The following is an 18,953-nucleotide window of genomic DNA, read 5'->3' on the forward strand; positions in this document are numbered from 1 at the left end:
ATTACTCATTACTCATTACTTATTACTTATTACTTATTACTTATTACTCAGCACTCAACACTCATTAGTTTTTCTTCCTCTGCCCAATGCCCCATGCCCCATGCCCCATGCCCAATCCCTAATCTACCTGAATGTATTTTGCTACTAAATCAGCTAAGAGTGATAAGTCAATGGGTTTGGAGATATATTCGTTAAATCCGGCTGAAAGACAGATTTCGCGATCGCCTTTCATGGCCATGGCTGTTTGGGCTATAACGGGGATTTGCTGATATTTTGGGTTAGTCCGTAAGTGTTGGATTAACTCCAGTCCGTTGCTATCGGGTAGGCGTATATCCATTAAGATAACAGCTGGTTGCTTGTGGTTGAGTGCATCCCACATTTCTTGTTCGTTTTTTACCCAAGTTACCTGATAGTCTAATTTCGTCAGGTGAATTTGCATCATTTGCCCGTTGGGTAAATCATTTTCTAATAGTAAAATGTCTCTGCAAGTGCTGGGAATGACGGGTAAGGGCTGTAAAGATGCTGGGGATTCTTCTTGTTGAATTTCTGGAGGGAGAACTGATCCTTGTGGCTTCAGTGGTAAAGTAATTGTGAAACGAGAACCGCTATTAATTTCAGACTCTACTTCGATATAACCTTGATGAATTGCTGCTAGTTTTTGAGTTACCGCTAAACCTAAACCAGTACCTTCATATTGCCCTGGTGAAGAATTAGGAATTTGAAAGTAGGGTTGAAAAAGTAGCGATAAATGTTCTGGGGATATCCCTGTGCCTGTATCCCAAACTGTAAAATGCACTAATGAATCTTGTTGTATCACTTTTAAACCTACAGTACCTTTGCTGGTAAATTTCACAGCATTAAAGAGCAGATTCAAAAGCATCTGTTTGAGTCGTAAAGGATCAGCAACTAGGGTTGTGACTTGAGGATCAATTTCTAAAGTTAATTTCACACCCTTGTTACCAGCTTTTTCTTTCACTAGTGTGAGTATATTTCGACATAATTCCGGTACATCGACTTTTTCCCACTGCACTTCTAGCTGATTAGCTTCGATTTTGGATAGATCCAAAATATCGTTGATTAAGGCTAAAAGATGTTTCCCACTGGATTGAATGATGTTTAAATATTCGCGGTGGCGTTCTCTGGTGGGATCGTAGCCTTGGGCTAAAAGTAAGTGAGTAAAGCCGATAATCGAACTTAATGGGGTACGAATTTCGTGGCTGGTGTTGGCTAAAAATTGATTTTTGAGTTGATTTGTCCGTTGTAGTTCTTGATTTAAGTCGTGGGAATGCTGCGATCGCTCTTGTAAACTTTGTAGATGTTGACAGTGAACCCATGCTTGTATACACTGCTGAACGGCTTTTTCGATAAACCGTAAGGTGAGCGCATCGGTGAGAACTTTTGCTTGGGCGTTGGGTTTGCTTGTACCTATGACTAACCACCCCAGCAACCCGACTGCTTCGTCAGATAATTTCCAAGCTTGGGGCGGTTGTTGAGTTGTTAAATCTTGTAAATCGCTGAGTGGAATTGCTGCTTCTAATTCTAAGTCTAGTTGTTTTCCATTTTTCAGTGTTAACTTCGCCACCGACGGACGAGATTTAACAGATGGTGGACAAAAAATATAGTAAACTTTACCAACTGTATCTTGCGGTTGGCACACAGCAACAGTTACGCCGCCACTGTTTAAAGCCGCGCCAATTTCATCTACCATAATTTGCCAAATCTCTGCTGCGGGATTGTTGCTGGTGGAGACACCCTTAACTATCGCTAGCAGACAATCATTCAGGCGAGCTTGTAGCTGGTTCAAGCGGCTTTCCAGCCATAACTCAGCCCGAAGTTGTGGGATTGTGGCATCTACCTGTGAGTTGTGTTCTGGTAAGCTTGAATACTGCTGCATGGTCAGCCAGACCGTGGGACAAGTTTAGTTACGCAAAAATTGCGAATAGGATGCTATGTATATTAGCTCACAATTCTTTAATGTCGATAAATCATAACTGATTAGTGTCGATAATCACCGTATAGCTAAAAACATTATTTTGAAATTAATCGTTACACATGAATCTTAACTGACTTTTTTAGATAAAAACTGATGGATACACAAATTATTCAACTTATTGTCAACGGCATTGCTGTAGGAAGCATTATCGCTTTAGGTTCAGTCGGATTAACACTCACTTACGGGATATTACGGTTGTCAAATTTTGCTCATGGTGATTTTTTAACTTTGGGTGCTTATTTGACATTATTCATCAATTCTTTGGGCGTAGATATTTGGCTGTCTATGGTGTTAGCAACTGTAGGCACAGTCTTGGCTATGTTGTTATCAGAAAAATTATTGTGGTCAAAAATGCGCGCTATTCGTGCTAATTCCACAACACTGATCATTATCTCCATTGGACTGGCTTTGTTTTTGCGTAATGGCGTAATTTTGATTTGGGGTGGTAAAAATCAAAATTATGATTTACCTATTGCTCCAGCGTTAGATATTTTGGGTTTGAAAGTCACGGAAAATCAAATGCTAGTTTTGGCTTTGGCAGTGGTGATAATTTTAGCCTTACATTATCTGCTGCAAAATACCAAAATCGGCAAGGCGATGCGGGCTGTGGCGGATGATTTAGATTTAGCGAAAGTGTCAGGAATTGATGTTGATCGCGTTGTGTTATGGACTTGGATAATTGCAGGTACACTAACATCCTTGGGTGGTAGTATGTATGGCTTACTGACAGCCGTACGCCCGAATATGGGATGGTTTTTAATTCTGCCTTTATTCGCCTCAGTAATTTTAGGAGGGATTGGGAATCCTTACGGTGCGATCGCCGCAGCTTTTATTATTGGTATCGTACAGGAGGCTAGTACCCTTTGGTTGGGTTCACAGTATAAGCAAGGTATTGCGCTTTTAATCATGATTGTGGTGTTGCTCATTCGTCCCAAAGGTTTATTTAAAGGAACGATGTGAGCAACACCATTGGGCAAACAGGGCAAACAGGGCATTGGTTATTCTTGTTCATACCCTATTGTCTAAGCCCCATGCCCAACCCCACTACTCGATGATGTGGAAGTAGTAAGCCGCTACCAACAAGTTAACAGCTAGTAAAAATAATGCCCAACCTGTACGGAAAGTATAGGGTGGTTTAGCACCAGTTTGAGCAACGGCGGGGTTTTTGATTTTAGCCATTGTGGGATACTCCAAAAATGTCATGACTGTTTCAGAAATACCAAATAGAGAGACAATTTATCAAAATTCTTTAAAAATATTTGTGTGAGCTGGCGATACGGGGAGTGGGGATTGGGGACTCATCAATTCAAAATTCAAAATTCAAAATTCAAAATTGAAGAGTGATTGGGGATTGGGGACTGGGGATTGGGAAAAAACTTCGGATAACATCTTTCCCTATACCCCTATACCCCTACACCCCACACCCCCACACCCTTACACCCTTACACCCTTACACCCTTACACCCTTACACCCCCACACCCTTACACCCTTACACCCTTACACCCCCACACCCTTACACCCTTCAAGCTCATGAATCAATTCATCTCGCGAATGCAGGCGGTGCAGTCGCCAATTATTCCCGTCGTTGGGGAGTTAATTCAAAGTTCTCCAGGGACAATTTCTTTGGGACAAGGTGTGGTTTCTTACAATCCTCCACCGGAAGCTATAGAACTTTTACCCCAATTTCTCAGCGAACCCACAAATAATTTATATAAAGCTGTTGAAGGTATTCCGCCTTTATTGGCTGTATTGACGCAAAAATTAGTTGAATTTAATCACATTGCTCTCAACACAGATAATTGCATTGTGGTGACGGCGGGAAGCAATATGGCCTTTATGAATGCGATTCTGGCTATTACTTCCCCTGGAGATGAAATTATTTTAAATACGCCTTATTACTTCAACCATGAAATGGCAATTACTATGGCTGGTTGTCGTGTGGTGTTGGTTGAAACTGATGATAATTATCAACTGCAACCAGAAGCGATCGCACAAGCCATTACACCCAAAACTAGGGCAGTTGTGACTATTTCCCCTAATAACCCTACAGGGGTAGTCTACTCAGAAAATTTATTGCGTCAAGTCAATGAAATTTGCCGCGATCGCCAAATTTATCATATTAGCGATGAAGCCTATGAGTATTTTACTTACGACGGTGTAAAACACGTTTCCCCTGCATCATTTGTTGGTAGTAGTGAATATACAATTTCCCTGTTTAGTTTATCTAAAGCTTATGGGTTTGCTAGTTGGCGAATTGGCTATATGGTAATACCCAAACATCTGCTAGTGGCAATTAAAAAGTCCAGGATACTATTTTGATTTGTCCGCCCGTTATATCTCAGTATGTAGCCTGCGGGGCATTGCAAGCAAAACCTGAGTATTTACAAGAAAATATTGGTGCGATCGCCCAAGTTAGGCAAATAGTTTTAGAATACCTACAACAGCTACAAGGCTTATGTACCATCACCCCCGCTAACGGTGCATTTTATTTCTTCCTCAAAGTTCATACGCAAATAGATGCTTTTGAATTAGTTAAACAACTTATTCAATCACATCAAATTGCCGTCATTCCAGGGACAACATTTGGCATGGAAAAAGGCTGTTATTTACGAGTTGCCTATGGCGCATTGCAAAAAGATACTGTGCAAGCAGGAATGGCAAGATTAGTTACAGGTTTAAAAACGATACTTAGCGACTAAAAAATGAGAAAATACAAATTACAATGTTAAGTAGTTAATTGCTCATTATGCCTATTTTTAATAAAATCATTGAACTCGAAACCGCAGCCGGAATTAATATTTATAATATCACTTCCCAACTTAAGGATTTTATTGCGGAAACTGGTATTAAAAACGGTCAATTATTAGTATTTTCTCGACATACAACCACTGCTTTGGCTATTAATGAAGACGAAGAAAGACTACTAGAAGATATCAAAGTATTTTTAAATAAGCTCGCACCATTAACAGACCGTTATTTACATAACGACCTACATTTAAGAATTGTGCCAGAAGATGAGCCGATGAATGCTCATTCTCACCTCATGGCAATGATGTTAAATAATAGTGAAATTATCCCTATCGCTGATGGTAATTTAGCTTTGGGAACTTGGCAATCAGTCTTATTCTTTGAATTAGATGGGGCAAGAAAAAGAACTATCTTTCTACAAATATCAGGAGAGTAGGAAAGGCAAAAGGTAAAAGGTAAACTGACTTCTCATTTTATGTGGAAAAGCTAACGTGAAACCTAACCCCCTAACCCCCTTCCCTAGCAGGGAAGGGGGAAAATTAAAGCCTCTCTCCTTTTAGGGGAGAGGTTTGGAGAGGGGTTTTCCATATCATGTGAAAAGTCAGAAAAGGTAAAAAATAAAAGATAATTTTGCTTTTCACTTACTATTCCCCATGCCCCATGCCCCATTCCCCATTCCCCATGCCCCATTCCCCATTCCCCATGCCCAATTCCCAATTCCCCATGCCCAATTAACCTAAGCTAAATTCAACAAATTCCGTTTGCGTGAATAACATATTTTTATCTATCGCTGACAGAACTTTATTATTCGCATTCTCAGAAGTTAAACAACGACAAACCAATTCTGCTACATCAGCACGGTGAATACTTCCTACAATACGGATATCTTCGGTTAACACAGCATTACCTGTTGGCGGTTCTGATTTCAACCCGCCAGGACGAACAATAGTGTAAGTGAGTCCGCTAGCAATTAAATGCTGTTCGGCTTTGTCTTTTTCTATTAAGACGGGTTGTAATGCGTTTAAAGCTTGGGGAGGCACAGCACCGACACTGTTACCCGTACCGATAGAAGTTACTAAAATAAGTTTTTGGATATTCGCTTTGACTGCGATGTCAATCAGATTTTTGTTACCTATATAATCGGGTTTTTCGGTGTCTGAGGGCAACCCGCCTAATGTACTAATAACAGCGTTTACGGGTTTATCCGTAATCATTGCCTTTTCTACATCATCTAAATTTAAGGCATCCCCTAAAACTACTTCCACGCCTATAGCTTCTAATTCGGTGCGGGATGTTTCGTTTCTCAATAGTGCTGTGACAGCAATATCTTGTTGACGCAGGTAATTGGCAATTTCTCTACCAACACCGCGACTCGCGCCTACTAGGAAAATGTGAGATGTACTTGCCATATCAATTCAAAATTCAAAAAGTCAATGGTCAATGGTCAATAGTCATTAATTGAAAATGATAATTAATCACGCATTCAGGATTGTATCAGAGGTTGGGGAGTATTTATACTTAACCCAAATGCGGGAGGTATTTTGATCAGCGATTGTGCGAATCTAGTTAATACCAAATTGGGATAGGTAGTATGGTTTCGAGATTCTGGAATCAGCCACGAATCCACGCTTTTCCTCCAAAATCCCAAATCTCAAATCTAAAATTGGTACAAGTAAATCCTCTGGGCAAAATTTATGACGCAACAATCGCAGGAAGATGTCAGGGTTGCCGCTACTTCTAAAATTTGGGGAATGACGGTGGGAATTATCGCAATTTGTATTCCGCTTTCAGCAGTGACTCGTAGTGGCCCTATTTTACCTTTAGCTGCGATCGCAGGTGCAGCTTTTAGTACGGCAACTGTCTGGCGGAATGATGATAAAAAATCACCATCTCAATCTTTTCCTGCTCAACGTATAGAGATATTAGAACAAAGAATTGCCAATTTAGAAACTATCGTTAGTAGTGATGAGTTGGATCTGCACACAAAAATTCAAAAATTAGAAGCGAACAATATTTATCGTGTGCCGATTCAATCTTCTACCCCAGAAACTAAAACTTAAGATTTACTAATATGTATACTGAAACACAAAATAGTCCCGATAGCTATTAGTTTCTGTAACACAAAGTTACTTTTAAATTATCTTTGGGAGTCGGGACTGTCTAACCCTCTCCCATAATACGCTCCTTGAGAAATTTAACTGTTTCTAGGGCAACAGTATCTCATTGTTAAGATTAGTTAGAATTGTCGGACATCATTTAAATTCTCAATACTTCAGTCCCATTCTCAATCAAGGGTTTCAATCCTGTTGTGTTGGATACTCTCTGCGAACTATACCTTTGATTGTGTTCTATTAGACTGCGAGGATTACGGAATTTTTAATTAACTAGAAGTTATAAACTTGAGTCATTGCATTGGTATAGCTTACCCTAAGTATGCAACATTGTGCCGCAGGAATGCAGATGGATTGGATTAGCTTACTCAAAGCTCAACAGGCTGACTTCCTTCAACGTGTGAAAAAACCCAAAACCTACGATTTATCTTTATTAGAAAGTCAGGTGAAAGGTTGTCACAGCGAAGTGATGGCATTTTGTGGGGAGGCTTTGGCAAAAATTACCGAATTTTCTCGCCAACAAGCCGAAGTCCTAGCAAAAAACCCGCCTCCCATACCGCCTGAGTATCCCGAACCTCCAGACTGGACGATCCCTTTTCCCACATATTTCCAGCAACAAGCCCAAGATTATATCTTGCGGGAGCAAATTGTCGATCGCATTATCAGCACACGTCTAGGAAAGTTACTGAAGAAAATTCCCCAAGACACTGTGCAGAATATGCTACTAGATGATGAAGGCAACTTGCGCGGTGAAAGTAAGTTTACTTACTTGTTGACAGATAACCCAAAAGTCAGCGTGCAGGTTTATGTTGCTGATGGTGAAAGTTTTAATGGCATTAAAAAAGATAGAATTCGCTGGACAGTTACCCAAGATGATTTAATCAATCATCAAGTCTTAATGTTCCTGTGTTTGTTTTATCCATCCACCGGAAAATTAGGTTATGAAAAACAAGCTGTAATTGCAGGTTTTTTACCTAGTCATCAAGTCGGATTAACAGAACCAAAATTGTATGTTACTCCCAGCAATTTGCTATATGCAGGGGGTTTAAGTTGGTATTTAGAATCACTTTCTTGTAAAAAAGATGTGCAGCAAGATACCTTACCTATAGTGATTGAGAGAACTATCCCCGAAACAATTCAGACTATATCTTCAGACCATCCAAAAAAGGAAATTGTTGGTGATTGGGAATGCTGGCAAACATTAAGAGGACATACTAAAGGGATTAATTGTCTAGCTTTTAATTCTAAACATGAAAACGGTGCGGTTGTACCAATTTTAGCGAGTGGTAGCCGTGGCGAAACCAAGTTATGGGATTTAAGTAAAGGCGATTTGATTGATACTTTGTCAGAATATCCTTGGGTGATGTCTGGACTTATAGATGAGGTGAGTTCCCTAGCTTTTAGTGCCGACGGACAAATGTTAATTAGCGGTGGTGCAGATTCCACAATTAAAATGTGGCATACCGGCGCACTAGATTTAATTGATATTCTGCACAAACATCATGGTGTGGTGCGGTGCGTCGCTTTCACACCCGATGGACGAATGGTAGCGACTGGTGGCGATGACAGAAAAATCTTGTTTTGGGATTTGATGAGTCGTCAGGTGAAAGCTATTTTGTCTTTAGACGATACAGCTGCACATTCGTTAGCTTTAAGTCGGGATGGACAAACCTTAGTTACCGGTAGCTATCGTAAAATCAAAGTTTGGCATACCTCGGAACCTTGGAATAGTAAGAATGTCAAAGACAAAGAACCCCTACATACTCTCATGGGTCATGCCCACATTGTCCGAGCTTTAGCGATTAGTAAAGATGCTCAATGGCTGGTGAGTGGTAGTTGGGATCAGACAATTAAAATTTGGCATTTGGAGAGTGGGAAATTAATTCGCACCCTTAAGGGACATACAGATAAAGTGTATGCGATCGCCCTTAGTCCTGATGAACAAATTATTGCTAGTAGCAGCGCAGATCAAACTATCAAATTATGGCATTTTGACTCTGGCGAGTTATTAGCTACCTTTACAGGACACACTGATATTGTCACATCCCTGACTTTTACCAGTTCCGGCGAGATGTTGGTAAGCGGTAGTTTGGATAAAACCATCAAAATTTGGCAAAGGAGTTAGAATTTTCTAGCTTTGATACTCAATCACCAGGTTAAAAACTTGGTGTATATTTAGCTGAGTAAAATTACTGCTAAATTAATGTCAAAATTACAAATTGCTATTGAAAGCCAAGACGCACCCCAAGCCGCAGCCGCTTTGCTGAAAATTGAGGGAATATCAGGAAATTACGAAGTTCCTAACCAAAAAGAGGGGACTTTAGCAACCATCGCTACTATTGTAGGCATTGTGGGCGGGACTGTTGCCTTAGCCGAGCAAATTCGCAAATGGTATCAAGAATGGAAAGAAAAACAGCCTAACAAGGTATTTGATGTGATTATCGTCAATCCTGACACTGGCAGCCGGATTTTTCTGGAAGAGGCTACTATAGAGGAAATTACCGACATCCTCAAATCTCTTAGTCAATAACAGTGCAGACTATCCGCATTCAACTTCGGGAAGTTCAACAGGAAACCGTTGAATTACGTTACTGGCTACCACAGCAAAAACACTATGAATCTCGTACTCTCAACTTGGCAGAAATTGCCGACTTGTTAAAACTGGGGAAACGAGAATACTATAATCTGCTGCCTAATTTACCAAAAATGGGGCAGCAGTTATTTTATTGGCTAGATGGGAATGGTAGATGGCTGAGTCGTGCTATCAAAGATTGTCGGGGTGATGGTTTAGTAGTTGCTATTGATACTACAGAATTAGCTCATTTACCTTGGGAAGTGCTGCATGATGCTCATGATTTCCTGGTAAAACGCGTCAATCCCGTAGTTTTGCCTGTGCGCTTCGTGGAGGGAGATACCGAACCTTTCACCGTAGAAACGCGACAGTTGCGCGTATTGTTTATGGCAACAGACCCAGAAGATGTCACATCCAAGTTAGACTTTGAACTAGAAGAGGCGCAAATTTTAGCCGATACCCAAGGTATGGGTTTAGATTTGCGGGTGGAGGAAAGCGGCTGTGTAACTGAATTGGGGAAAGTTTGGAGTCGGTATATTGATAGTTTTGATGTGTTTCACCTGACGGGACACGCTTCCATTAGCGGTGAATCACCTTACACACCTTATTTTATTACCGAGACGGAAACGGGAGAACGTCAGGAAACCGCCGCCGCCGAATTAGCTCAAGTTTTCCGCTTTCGCTTTCCCAAGTTAGTGTTTTTATCTGGCTGTCGTACCGGAGAAGCCGCCGCTAATGGTGCTGTCCCTTCAATGGCTGAGGCGTTGATTGCTCAGGGTGCTAGAACTGTGTTAGGTTGGGGTCGTCCGGTGGAAGATCAGACAGCGACAACCGCCGCCGCACATCTGTATGGGAAGTTGGCGGGGGGATATCAATTAGCTGAGGCTTTGGCTAGTACCTATCAATATTTATTTCAACTTAAAGTTAAAGATTGGCATTTATTGCGGTTGTATGTGCGGGGAGAATGTCCTGGTGCGTTTGTGGAAACTTGGGGGGATGTTCCCCTACCGCTAGTAGAAACAGCCTATGAACAGTTTTTAGATCCCCAGACGCAACAGGTGAGGGTAGCGACAGCCTCAGAGTTTGTGGGGAGGCGGCGATATTTGCGGAGTTGTCTTAAAGAAATTCGCACTCATTTAGGGTTGCTGATTCATGGCTTGGGGGGTGTGGGGAAAAGTACCCTGACGGCGCGGCTGTTGGAAAGGATGGTTGGCTATGACAAGTTGGTGATTTATCGGGGTTTAGATGCAGATAAATTGCGAAAAGTGTTAGCTGAACAATGTACAACAGAACAGGGGTTAGAAATTCTCAATGGGAATTTACCTCTGATGCAGCAACTCACTAAGTTTTTTCAGTCAGGATTGAATAGTCAAGAACAGCGTTTTGCTGTGGTGTTGGATGACTTTGAAGCGAATTTAGAATTGCGTGGGGATGGGGTGTATGTGTTACAGCCGCAAGTGGTGGATGTGCTGCTGGCGTTGTTGAAAGCTGTACAAAATTCCCGACTTCCCCATAAGGTGATTATTACCAGTCGCTATGATTTTGTGTTGTCGGAATTAAATCAGCGTTTGCATCGGGAGAATTTGGCGGCGTTGCGAGATGCAGACTTGACGAAAAAGTATAGCAGGTTGAATGCTTTTAATGGGGCGTTGGTAATTGATGCCCAGTTGCAGTCACACGCCAAGACAGTCGCAGATGGTAATCCCCGCTTGTTGGAATGGTTAGATAAGGTTTTGCAAGATACGACTTTGCAAGTGCAGGGAGTAGAGGCGATATTACACAAGATGCAGGGGGAGGAGGAGAGATTTCGAGAGAATATCTTGGCTGAGGAGTTGCTGAAGTTGCAAAAGCCAAGTTTGCGGAAAATGTTGGGGAAGATGTTGGTGTATGAATTACCAGTTCCCCAGGCGGCGATTTCTGCAATTTGTGGTGAGATTTCTAGTTGGGAAGGTGATTTACAACGGGCGGCGAGTTTGGGTTTAGTGGAGGAGGTGACGGTAAATGTAGGAGAGGTGCTGTATCGTGTTCCCCGAATCTTAGCACCGTTGTTAGAGTTTGCTGGTGAGGAGTTGTACCCGCAAGCGGCGCAGGTTTTATATCGCCTGTGGTGGGAAGAGGCGGAAACTTCAACGGAAGGGCAAAGGTTAGAAATTCATCGCTTGGCGTTGTTGGGGAAGGATGGAGACATTGCGACGAAAATTAATCAAGCATTAGCACCTGTCTGGAATAAAAAAAGCAGATATCGAGAAGTTGTTAATATTTGTCGTTCTACTTTAGATGTTGCTGAAGATTATCGTATTCTTCACAGTCTTGCTAGTGCTGAAGATGAACTTGGCGATATTGAAGACTGTCTTCAGCATTATCAAAAGGCTTTAGATTTATGTCCTTCAGAAGAAGAAAATGAAAAAGCCTCAATAATTCACAACTTGGCAATTGTTCATGCGAAACATGGACGAGTAGAACAAGCGATCGCACTTTACAATCAGTCTTTGGATATCACTAAACGCATTGGGGATGTCCAAGGTGAAGCGGCGACGTTGCACTGTTTAGCCCTAATCTACGCACAACTTGGAGAAGTAGAACAAGCGATCGCACTTTACAATCAGTCTTTGGATATCACTAAACGCATTGGCAATGTCCAAGGTGAAGCGGCGACGTTGCACTGTTTAGCCCTAATCTACGCACAACTTGGAGAAGTAGAACAAGCGATCGCACTTTACAATCAGTCTTTGGATATCGAAAAACGCATTGGCAATGTCCAAGGTGAAGCGGCGACGTTGCACCAATTAGCCGGAATCTACGCACAACTTGGAGAAGTAGAACAAGCGATCGCACTTTACTATCAGTCTTTGGATATCGAAAAACGCATTGGCAATGTCCAAGGTGAAGCGGCGACGTTGCACCAATTAGCCGGAATCTACGCACAACTTGGAGAAGTAGAACAAGCGATCGCACTTTACAATCAGTCTTTGGATATCACTAAACGCATTGGCAATGTCCAAGGTGAAGCGGCGACGTTGCACTGTTTAGCCGGAATCTACGCACAACTTGGAGAAGTAGAACAAGCGATCGCACTTTACTATCAGTCTTTGGATATCAAAAAACGCATTGGCAATGTCCAAGGTGAAGCGGCGACGTTGCACTGTTTAGCCCTAATCTACGCACAACTTGGAGAAGTAGAACAAGCGATCGCACTTTACTATCAGTCTTTGGATATCAAAAAACGCATTGGCAATGTCCAAGGTGAAGCCGCCACTTTAGCAATGCTAGGACAGCTTTTAGCAGATGAATGTAATGAATACATCACAGCCATCTCTTATTTACAGAAATCGTTAGATATATTGCAGCGTTTGAAATCTCCTAATGCTGAGATTGTCAAAGAAATCCTTGCTAGAGTGCAACAGCAAGCTGAAAACTCTGAAATGTAAGTTTAGTGAAATGCTAAGACAACTCAATTAAGATCATGGTGTTGGGTTTCGTTTCTTAACCCAAGCGTATTGCTAACCCTCCCATTGGCAAGGCTACAGTGTACACACAAGTTGCTGCATTGACATTGTCAATGTATCACCTGACATTGCTAATGTATCACCTGACATTGCTAATGTATCACCTGACATTGCTAATGTATCACCTGACATTGCTAATGTATTGCTTGGCATTGCTAATGTATCGACTAACTGTAAAAGGGGTGGGGGTTAGGTTTCAAACACCTACGCTGCATATTTAATAATCTCAACTTCTGCACCATTACTGACAGCAACTTCTGCCCTGTTTAGCACCTGTTCAGTAATGGCATCACTTAGATAATACTCCCCACAATTATCACAAATTTCTGCCGGCACTTTTTTGATCACCACAATAGATTCATCTCTTTCTAAAGTCACCGTCACTAAGCCAGGTTTAGTTTCTCCATGTTTACAAATGACACATTTCATTAACCTTTCCTCCTAGTTTTAAAATCATTTGACCAAATATTTGGATCGGGAATATAAGCTGTCACTACATATCCTGTATCTGTAGATTCATCATAAGAAAATACAACATGAATTGGTTTACCTGCCACAAAATCAAATAGGAGATAACTAGGAAATGGCTGATCATCAGGAGTTTCTTCTATTATTTCCCCATAACCTATCACTGATTCTACTTCTTGCTTACTGATGCGACGATAAAACATTTGTTGAATAGCGTGACGAGAAAAAATTAAATTTTGACAATACATGAAAAATAAATTTTTGCTTCTCAAAATTATAAGTAAGCACCAACTTTATAGGCACTTGGTACAAAAAGCGACGATACTCCGCCCCACTGGAAGCGATCGCCTATGGTGGGCGGTTACGCGATCGCACTTTACAATCATGTGAGAGAATCGGGATCTACGCCGAGGGATCTTAATCTTTCTCGTAATAGTTGAGCTTGTTGCTGTGCTTGTTGAGCTTGTTGCTGTGCTTGCTGTGCTTGCTGCTGTGCTTGCTGCGCTTGTTGTTGAGCAAGTCGTGCTTGTTCTTCTGGAGTTAAAAGCCTTTGCCCTTCTTGGTTATACCAATACATCCACTCGCGCGGAATACCGAGATAAGTTCCCTGTTCTATACCAATTCCTAAACCTATTTCTGGTAGCCAAACAGGATTCCCATCATATAATTCATAAATATTGTTAACTAATTTGTATACTTCCAATCGTGGCTTGCGGCGACGCAATGGATTGTAGACTACGTAATACAAAATCCCTAATTTTGCATACTCTGCTTTCTTCGTTGAGTATTCGCCACGATATGTCTGAGATACTACCTCCAGCACTAATACTGGTAATTTCTTTTCTTCCCAAAGCACATAACTGGGACGGAGGTTTTGATCATAAAATCGTTCTACACCCAAACTCAAAAACCCATCCGGTACTATTGCTGGCGAATCTGGGTCATAATAAATACCCATATCTACCCCAAAAAACCAATCCATGCGTTCTGGCCATGCCATAGCCAAAAGGGCTTTGAGTAAACCAGGTATCAAATCTTGTAATTCATTATCCACTGGGGTATCGTCCGAGTCTGGTAGTTCCTCTGATGATGGTAAGCAAGCTAATGGATTGTAATTTAGCATGATTGATTTCCCATTCCTCAGTTTTGAGTACATCTTTATTTTATTAATCAATCTGAATGGCAATTTAAATGAGAGAATCAGTATCTACGCCGAGCGATGTCTACGACGGTCTACGCCTACGCACCTTACCACGAGTCTTGAATTTTTAGCCGGGAATTAGGTTTCTTGTTCCAGATGCTAGCATTAAATTGAGTGCAAATTAAGTGCGTACTTACAGCAATGCTCAACATTATTCGAGATATTCACTCTCTCTCAAACTTCAAGCGCAACACATCTGACTTGATTAAGCAAATGAAGCAGACTGGAAAACCCGTAGTTTTAACTGTCAATGGCAAAGCCGAATTAGTTGTTCAAGATGCTCAATCATACCAAAAGCTTTTAGAACTTGTAGAACAGTTAGAAACAATAGCAGGAATTAAACAGGGATTAGAAGATATAAACGCAGGAAATACACGTCCCTTGGGGGAATTTGAGCAAGAAATGCAGCAGAAATATGGTATTTCAAGTTAGAACCACCAAGACTGCGGACGCTCAAATTGAATCAGCATACTTATGGCTGAAAGAATATAACCCAGCTTATGCAGATCAGTGGTTTCGGGGGTTGATGAATGCAATAGCAACTCTTCAAGAAAAACCTCGTCGGTGCGTCTTAGCTGTAGAACATGAAGTGTTTTCTGAAGAAGTGCGTCAACTTCTTTACGGTAAGTCAAAAAATATCTACCGCATTCTTTTTACAATTCGTAATGATACTGTTTATATTTTGTACGTGCGTCATAGTTCACAAGCACTTTTAACATCTGATGAAGTGGATGAAGAATAAACACCAATCAGGTGAGAGAATCAGGATCTATGCCAAGCGATCGCAATCTTTCTGCTAATAGTTCGGCGCGTTGCTGTGCTTGTTGCGCTTGTTCTTCTGGTGTTAAAAGCCTTTGCCCTTCTTGGTTATACCAATACATCCACTCGCGGGTAATACCGAGATAAGTTCCCTGTTCTATACCAATTCCTAAACCAATTTCTGGTAGCCAGATAGGATTGCCATCACATAATTCATAAACATTATTAACTAATTTATATACTTCTAACCGTGGCTTGCGGCGACGCAATGGATTGTAGACTACGTAATACAAAATCCCTAATTTTGCGTAATCTGCTTTTTTGGTTGAGTATTCACCGCGATATGTCTGAGATACTACTTCTAACACTAATACTGGTAGTTTCTTTTCTTCCCAAAGCACATAACTAGGACGGAGGTTTTCATCGTAAAATCGCTTTACACCCAAACTCAAAAATCCATCCGGTACCATTGCTGCTAAGTCTGGGTCATAATAAATACCCATGCGAATACCAAAAAACCAATCCATGCTATCTTCCCAAGCCATTGCTAATATGCTTCTGAGTAAATCAGGAATTGATTTTTGCAATTGATTATCTACTGGAGTATCGTCAGAATCAGGTAGCTCTTTTGAAGAAGGTAAGCAAGCTAATGGATTGTAATTTAGCATGATTGATTTCCCGTTCCTCAGTTTTGAGTACATCTTTATTTTATTAATCAATCTGCAAGCTATCTGTTGCATATCAAAAAACGATAGGCGATCGCCACGAAAATCAACACTTGGTAACAAATACGACAATATTCTGCCCCACCATAGGCGATCGCTCTCTATCATCAAGCCTTTGTTATTAGTGATATGCTCTAAATCATAGCCTGGAAATAGAATTCTCTAACTATAGTTAGTTGGGGAATGAAATCTCAATTTAATCGTGTCAAAACTTCAGAATACTTAGCTGTTATATTACGCCGCGATTCTTCTCTATAGATGAAAACTGTTATGCAAACCACAACTCAAAAACGTTATTACACCCCTGAAGAATATCTAGAACTAGAAGAAAAAGCCGAATTTAGAAGCGAATACCGCAATGGAGAAATCATTCCGATGACAGGCGGCACTACTAATCATAATAAAATAGCCCTGAATACAGCATTTGCTTTAAAGTCTGCTTTGCGCGGTAAAGATTACGAGATTTACGTGGCTGATGTACGTTTATGGCTACCCCGTTATCAGCAATACACTTATCCTGATGTCATGGTAATTCAAGGTGAACCAGTTTATGCCGGAACTAATACCACCACCGTCACCAATCCATCATTAATAGTAGAAGTCTTATCTAAATCCACTAAAAATTATGACCAAGGCGATAAGTTTCATTATTATCGCTCTATTCCAGAATTCCAAGAATATATTTTAATTGACCAATATGAATATCATGTGATGCAGTATGTGAAAACTGCGGCTGATCAATGGTTGTTTACTGAATTAGAAAGCGAATCTGCTACCTTATTCCTCAATACTGTTGATTTACAAATATCCCTACCAGAAATTTACGAAAAAGTTAATTTCAGCGACAGCAATGATCAGGAGTAATTCTGTTTAACAATTACCTGGGGACTGGGGATTGGGGATTGGGAATTGGGCATTGGGCATTGGGCATTGTATTTTTCTCACCCTTGCCCCTGCACCCTGCACCAATTCCTCCTGTATGCCCCATTCCCAAATATTTAGATATTGATGCTTTGGGGAATTTTAGAGGGTAGGAGATATTCGTAGGGTGGGCGATCGCTGTTACGCTTTTTGATGATGGTTTCGATCTCTTCTAAGTTCTTTTGGAACGATCGCAATAAGGGTTCGACTTTAGGATCAGCAAATGTTGGGGCGGGTATTCCCCTAGTCTGTTGTAATAAACAGAACCTAGTAAGGCGAGTAGATTATATTGCTGTTGGGCTTGGTCTAATGGTGGTAAAAAGTTGAGATAGTCTTGTTCTGTAACTTCCCCTTGGAGAATGGAGGCGGGTAAATAACCTGCTAAGGGTACGGCTGGAGTATAACCCATGACATCTTTTTGGGGAAAGTTGACGGCGGCGTGTTGGACGCTGGCGGTAAAAATAATTAAGGTGATGGCATCAATCAAATATTCCCTAGTCTGAATTTTGCCATCTTCACCAAACTCTGTGAGACGACCACCATCATAAGCCTGTATCTCTTTTGCCCAAGCTTGAATATATGCGTCGGCTTGAATTTCTTGGTCTGTGTGGTAGTAAATTTGAATGTAATCGGCAACCCATTGATGAATTGCATCCCACAGTAATAAACCATCATCCCGATAAGGATATACAGGTAAAAGATTGGCATCATCTACGCCCCGTTGCTGGAATTGTTTCGGCAACATGGCATGATTAAAGCCATAGGTTTGTAACCCTAGCACAGTTAAGACACGAGAGTTATCAATAGTGGATGAAAGTAAGGTATCTACCCCACCAAACGGTGCAATCAGGGCGCGTTGGGCGGCATCATTGATAGCTAAAGTGCCTTCAAAATGGGGAGTCAGAAGCAAGTAGAGGGGGTGAGAATTGGGGAGTTGACGATGGGTAGCGATCGCAAAAATCCCCGCTAATAAATGTGTTCTAGCAAGGTGGGTAACTGGTTCGTGAAAGTTAGCATCGGCAGTCTGGACGATGCTTTTAGCAATTAACCAAGCATATTCACTAGATTTAGGGGTGATAATGGGATTTTCCTTGGGGTTTTGACCGCATTGAATCGCCACTGGCTGTAATAGACGATTGGGGTTTGAGCCTGGAGGAACTGCAAACAGTGCTAAAGGCGCATAGAGATACTTTTGATAGCTGGGAAATGAACCATTGAGTCCACCGTTGAAAATGCCATAGTCAGCTAGATAAAGTCTACCTTCTTGACCAGCCAGGGCAAGGGAATCATCACTACCCATGACGGCTTGATATTGTGCATCGGTAACGGGGAAGCGTTCATCTAACTCACTAACTCGCTGAATCATCACCGGATTGTAGCCAGCAACCCGCATATAGGCAAATTCAGCATCATTTTGGAAAGTTTTAGCAATCTTTGGCGGGGGAATTACGGGAAACAACTTTTGATAGTCCGCCAAACTACTCACATGGCCTGTGGGTTTTCCTTTGTCGAGGAGTTTAGTAATCCGTTGGAAGGAATCACTCAGAATTAAAAGCCCACTTTCTTTAATTAGCGAAAATAACAGATCATCCAGTTCGTGAAAATCCATAGAAAAACCCCGAATCAGCAATTGGGGGACAATTTGCATGAGTCGAGCAATTACACTGATGTTAGCTGGTACAGCCCCTTTGATAATAACTTCTAGAATAAAATTTCTGACATCATCACGAATCTTTTGCGAACCTCGATTACCTCTATTAGTAATCAAAATATTCACAAAAATTACTTTTAACTCTTTAGCCAGCAACAGCAACCATTGACTGGAGAAACTTTCCCCATCTGGTAGTTTATCCACCATTGGAATTGGTGGAATGAAGCTGTAGTTGTATTTATATTGCTTTCTAGTTATTTCTAGATCGGAATTAGTTGTGGCACTAGTTGAAGTATT

At 41.2% G+C, this 18,953-nt stretch carries 18 protein-coding genes and 1 pseudogene; 10 read left to right on the forward strand and 9 right to left on the reverse strand.

The features are described from left to right. Window positions 1-118 precede the first annotated feature (118 nt). Window positions 119-1,894, reverse strand: a complete 1,776-nt coding sequence (hrmK, locus tag CV014_RS21770; protein WP_236143939.1) for a hybrid histidine kinase/response regulator HrmK — start codon at window positions 1,892-1,894, stop codon at window positions 119-121. 192 nt (window positions 1,895-2,086) lie between these two features. On the opposite strand from hrmK, the gene CV014_RS21775 reads away from it, so the two are divergent. Continuing rightward, complete coding sequence (locus CV014_RS21775) at window positions 2,087-2,953, forward strand: branched-chain amino acid ABC transporter permease (RefSeq protein ID WP_236143940.1); 867 nt, start codon at window positions 2,087-2,089, stop codon at window positions 2,951-2,953. A gap of 84 nt (window positions 2,954-3,037) precedes the next feature. Here the strand turns inward: CV014_RS21775 and CV014_RS21780 are convergent, their stop codons facing one another. Then, window positions 3,038-3,172, reverse strand: a complete 135-nt coding sequence (locus CV014_RS21780; protein ID WP_236143941.1) for a photosystem I protein PsaX — start codon at window positions 3,170-3,172, stop codon at window positions 3,038-3,040. Between the two features lie 352 nt (window positions 3,173-3,524). Between CV014_RS21780 and CV014_RS21785 the strand changes: the two are divergent. Together CV014_RS21785 and CV014_RS21790 are read left to right on the forward strand one after the other, a co-directional pair. Further along, window positions 3,525-4,693 (forward strand): annotated as a pseudogene (locus CV014_RS21785) (pyridoxal phosphate-dependent aminotransferase). 47 nt (window positions 4,694-4,740) lie between these two features. Further along, a complete protein-coding gene (locus tag CV014_RS21790) occupies window positions 4,741-5,178 on the forward strand; it encodes a secondary thiamine-phosphate synthase enzyme YjbQ (RefSeq protein WP_236143942.1) in 438 nt (145 codons plus the stop codon). Window positions 5,179-5,261: 83 nt separating this feature from the next. On the opposite strand, the gene CV014_RS21795 is transcribed toward CV014_RS21790, so the two are convergent. Then, complete coding sequence (locus tag CV014_RS21795) at window positions 5,262-5,432, reverse strand: hypothetical protein (RefSeq protein ID WP_236143943.1); 171 nt, start codon at window positions 5,430-5,432, stop codon at window positions 5,262-5,264. A 41-nt stretch (window positions 5,433-5,473) separates the two neighbouring features. After that, on the reverse strand, window positions 5,474-6,151 hold the full coding sequence (locus CV014_RS21800; RefSeq protein WP_236143944.1) for an SDR family oxidoreductase: 678 nt from the start codon (window positions 6,149-6,151) through the stop codon (window positions 5,474-5,476). 285 nt (window positions 6,152-6,436) lie between these two features. On the opposite strand from CV014_RS21800, the gene CV014_RS21805 reads away from it, so the two are divergent. The 4 genes from CV014_RS21805 to CV014_RS21820 all read left to right on the forward strand — a co-directional run bounded on the left by CV014_RS21805 (window position 6,437) and on the right by CV014_RS21820 (window position 12,853). After that, window positions 6,437-6,802, forward strand: coding sequence for a hypothetical protein (locus tag CV014_RS21805; protein ID WP_236143945.1), 366 nt, complete (start codon window positions 6,437-6,439; stop codon window positions 6,800-6,802). Between the two features lie 373 nt (window positions 6,803-7,175). Beyond that, entirely contained in the window at window positions 7,176-8,978 is a 1,803-nt protein-coding gene (locus CV014_RS21810; protein WP_236143946.1) for a WD40 repeat domain-containing protein, read from the forward strand. 78 nt (window positions 8,979-9,056) lie between these two features. After that, entirely contained in the window at window positions 9,057-9,383 is a 327-nt protein-coding gene (locus CV014_RS21815; protein WP_236143947.1) for a hypothetical protein, read from the forward strand. A gap of 2 nt (window positions 9,384-9,385) precedes the next feature. Further along, entirely contained in the window at window positions 9,386-12,853 is a 3,468-nt protein-coding gene (locus tag CV014_RS21820) for a tetratricopeptide repeat protein (RefSeq protein WP_236143948.1), read from the forward strand. 282 nt (window positions 12,854-13,135) lie between these two features. On the opposite strand, the gene CV014_RS21825 is transcribed toward CV014_RS21820, so the two are convergent. From CV014_RS21825 to CV014_RS21835, 3 genes are all read right to left on the reverse strand, one after another. Then, a complete protein-coding gene (locus tag CV014_RS21825) occupies window positions 13,136-13,360 on the reverse strand; it encodes a type II toxin-antitoxin system MqsA family antitoxin (RefSeq protein WP_236143949.1) in 225 nt (74 codons plus the stop codon). Then, on the reverse strand, window positions 13,360-13,647 hold the full coding sequence (locus CV014_RS21830) for a DUF4258 domain-containing protein (RefSeq protein WP_236143950.1): 288 nt from the start codon (window positions 13,645-13,647) through the stop codon (window positions 13,360-13,362). Before CV014_RS21830 ends, CV014_RS21825 begins: the two co-directional genes overlap by 1 nt. Before the next feature lie 134 nt (window positions 13,648-13,781). Beyond that, window positions 13,782-14,522, reverse strand: coding sequence for a Uma2 family endonuclease (locus CV014_RS21835; RefSeq protein WP_236143951.1), 741 nt, complete (start codon window positions 14,520-14,522; stop codon window positions 13,782-13,784). Between the two features lie 219 nt (window positions 14,523-14,741). Between CV014_RS21835 and CV014_RS21840 the strand changes: the two genes are divergently transcribed. Both CV014_RS21840 and CV014_RS21845 read left to right on the forward strand, forming a co-directional pair. Beyond that, entirely contained in the window at window positions 14,742-15,032 is a 291-nt protein-coding gene (locus CV014_RS21840) for a type II toxin-antitoxin system Phd/YefM family antitoxin (RefSeq protein ID WP_236143952.1), read from the forward strand. Next, window positions 15,016-15,342 carry a type II toxin-antitoxin system RelE/ParE family toxin gene (locus CV014_RS21845; RefSeq protein WP_236143953.1) on the forward strand — a complete coding sequence of 109 codons (327 nt, stop codon included), beginning with the start codon at window positions 15,016-15,018 and terminating at the stop codon, window positions 15,340-15,342. Before CV014_RS21840 ends, CV014_RS21845 begins: the two co-directional genes overlap by 17 nt. Before the next feature lie 7 nt (window positions 15,343-15,349). Here CV014_RS21845 and CV014_RS21850 read toward each other — a convergent pair whose 3' ends face one another. Then, complete coding sequence (locus CV014_RS21850) at window positions 15,350-16,027, reverse strand: Uma2 family endonuclease (protein ID WP_236143954.1); 678 nt, start codon at window positions 16,025-16,027, stop codon at window positions 15,350-15,352. A 327-nt stretch (window positions 16,028-16,354) separates the two neighbouring features. Here CV014_RS21850 and CV014_RS21855 point away from each other — a divergent pair, with 327 nt between their 5' ends. Further along, window positions 16,355-16,948, forward strand: coding sequence for a Uma2 family endonuclease (locus CV014_RS21855; RefSeq protein ID WP_236143955.1), 594 nt, complete (start codon window positions 16,355-16,357; stop codon window positions 16,946-16,948). Window positions 16,949-17,177: 229 nt separating this feature from the next. Here CV014_RS21855 and CV014_RS21860 read toward each other — a convergent pair. Next, window positions 17,178-18,953, reverse strand: a 1,776-nt coding sequence (locus CV014_RS21860) for a lipoxygenase family protein (RefSeq protein ID WP_329608418.1), incomplete at its 5' end; no start/stop codon positions are given.

This window comes from Nostoc sp. CMAA1605, assembly GCF_021596505.1.
Lineage (GTDB): Bacteria > Cyanobacteriota > Cyanobacteriia > Cyanobacteriales > Nostocaceae > Trichormus.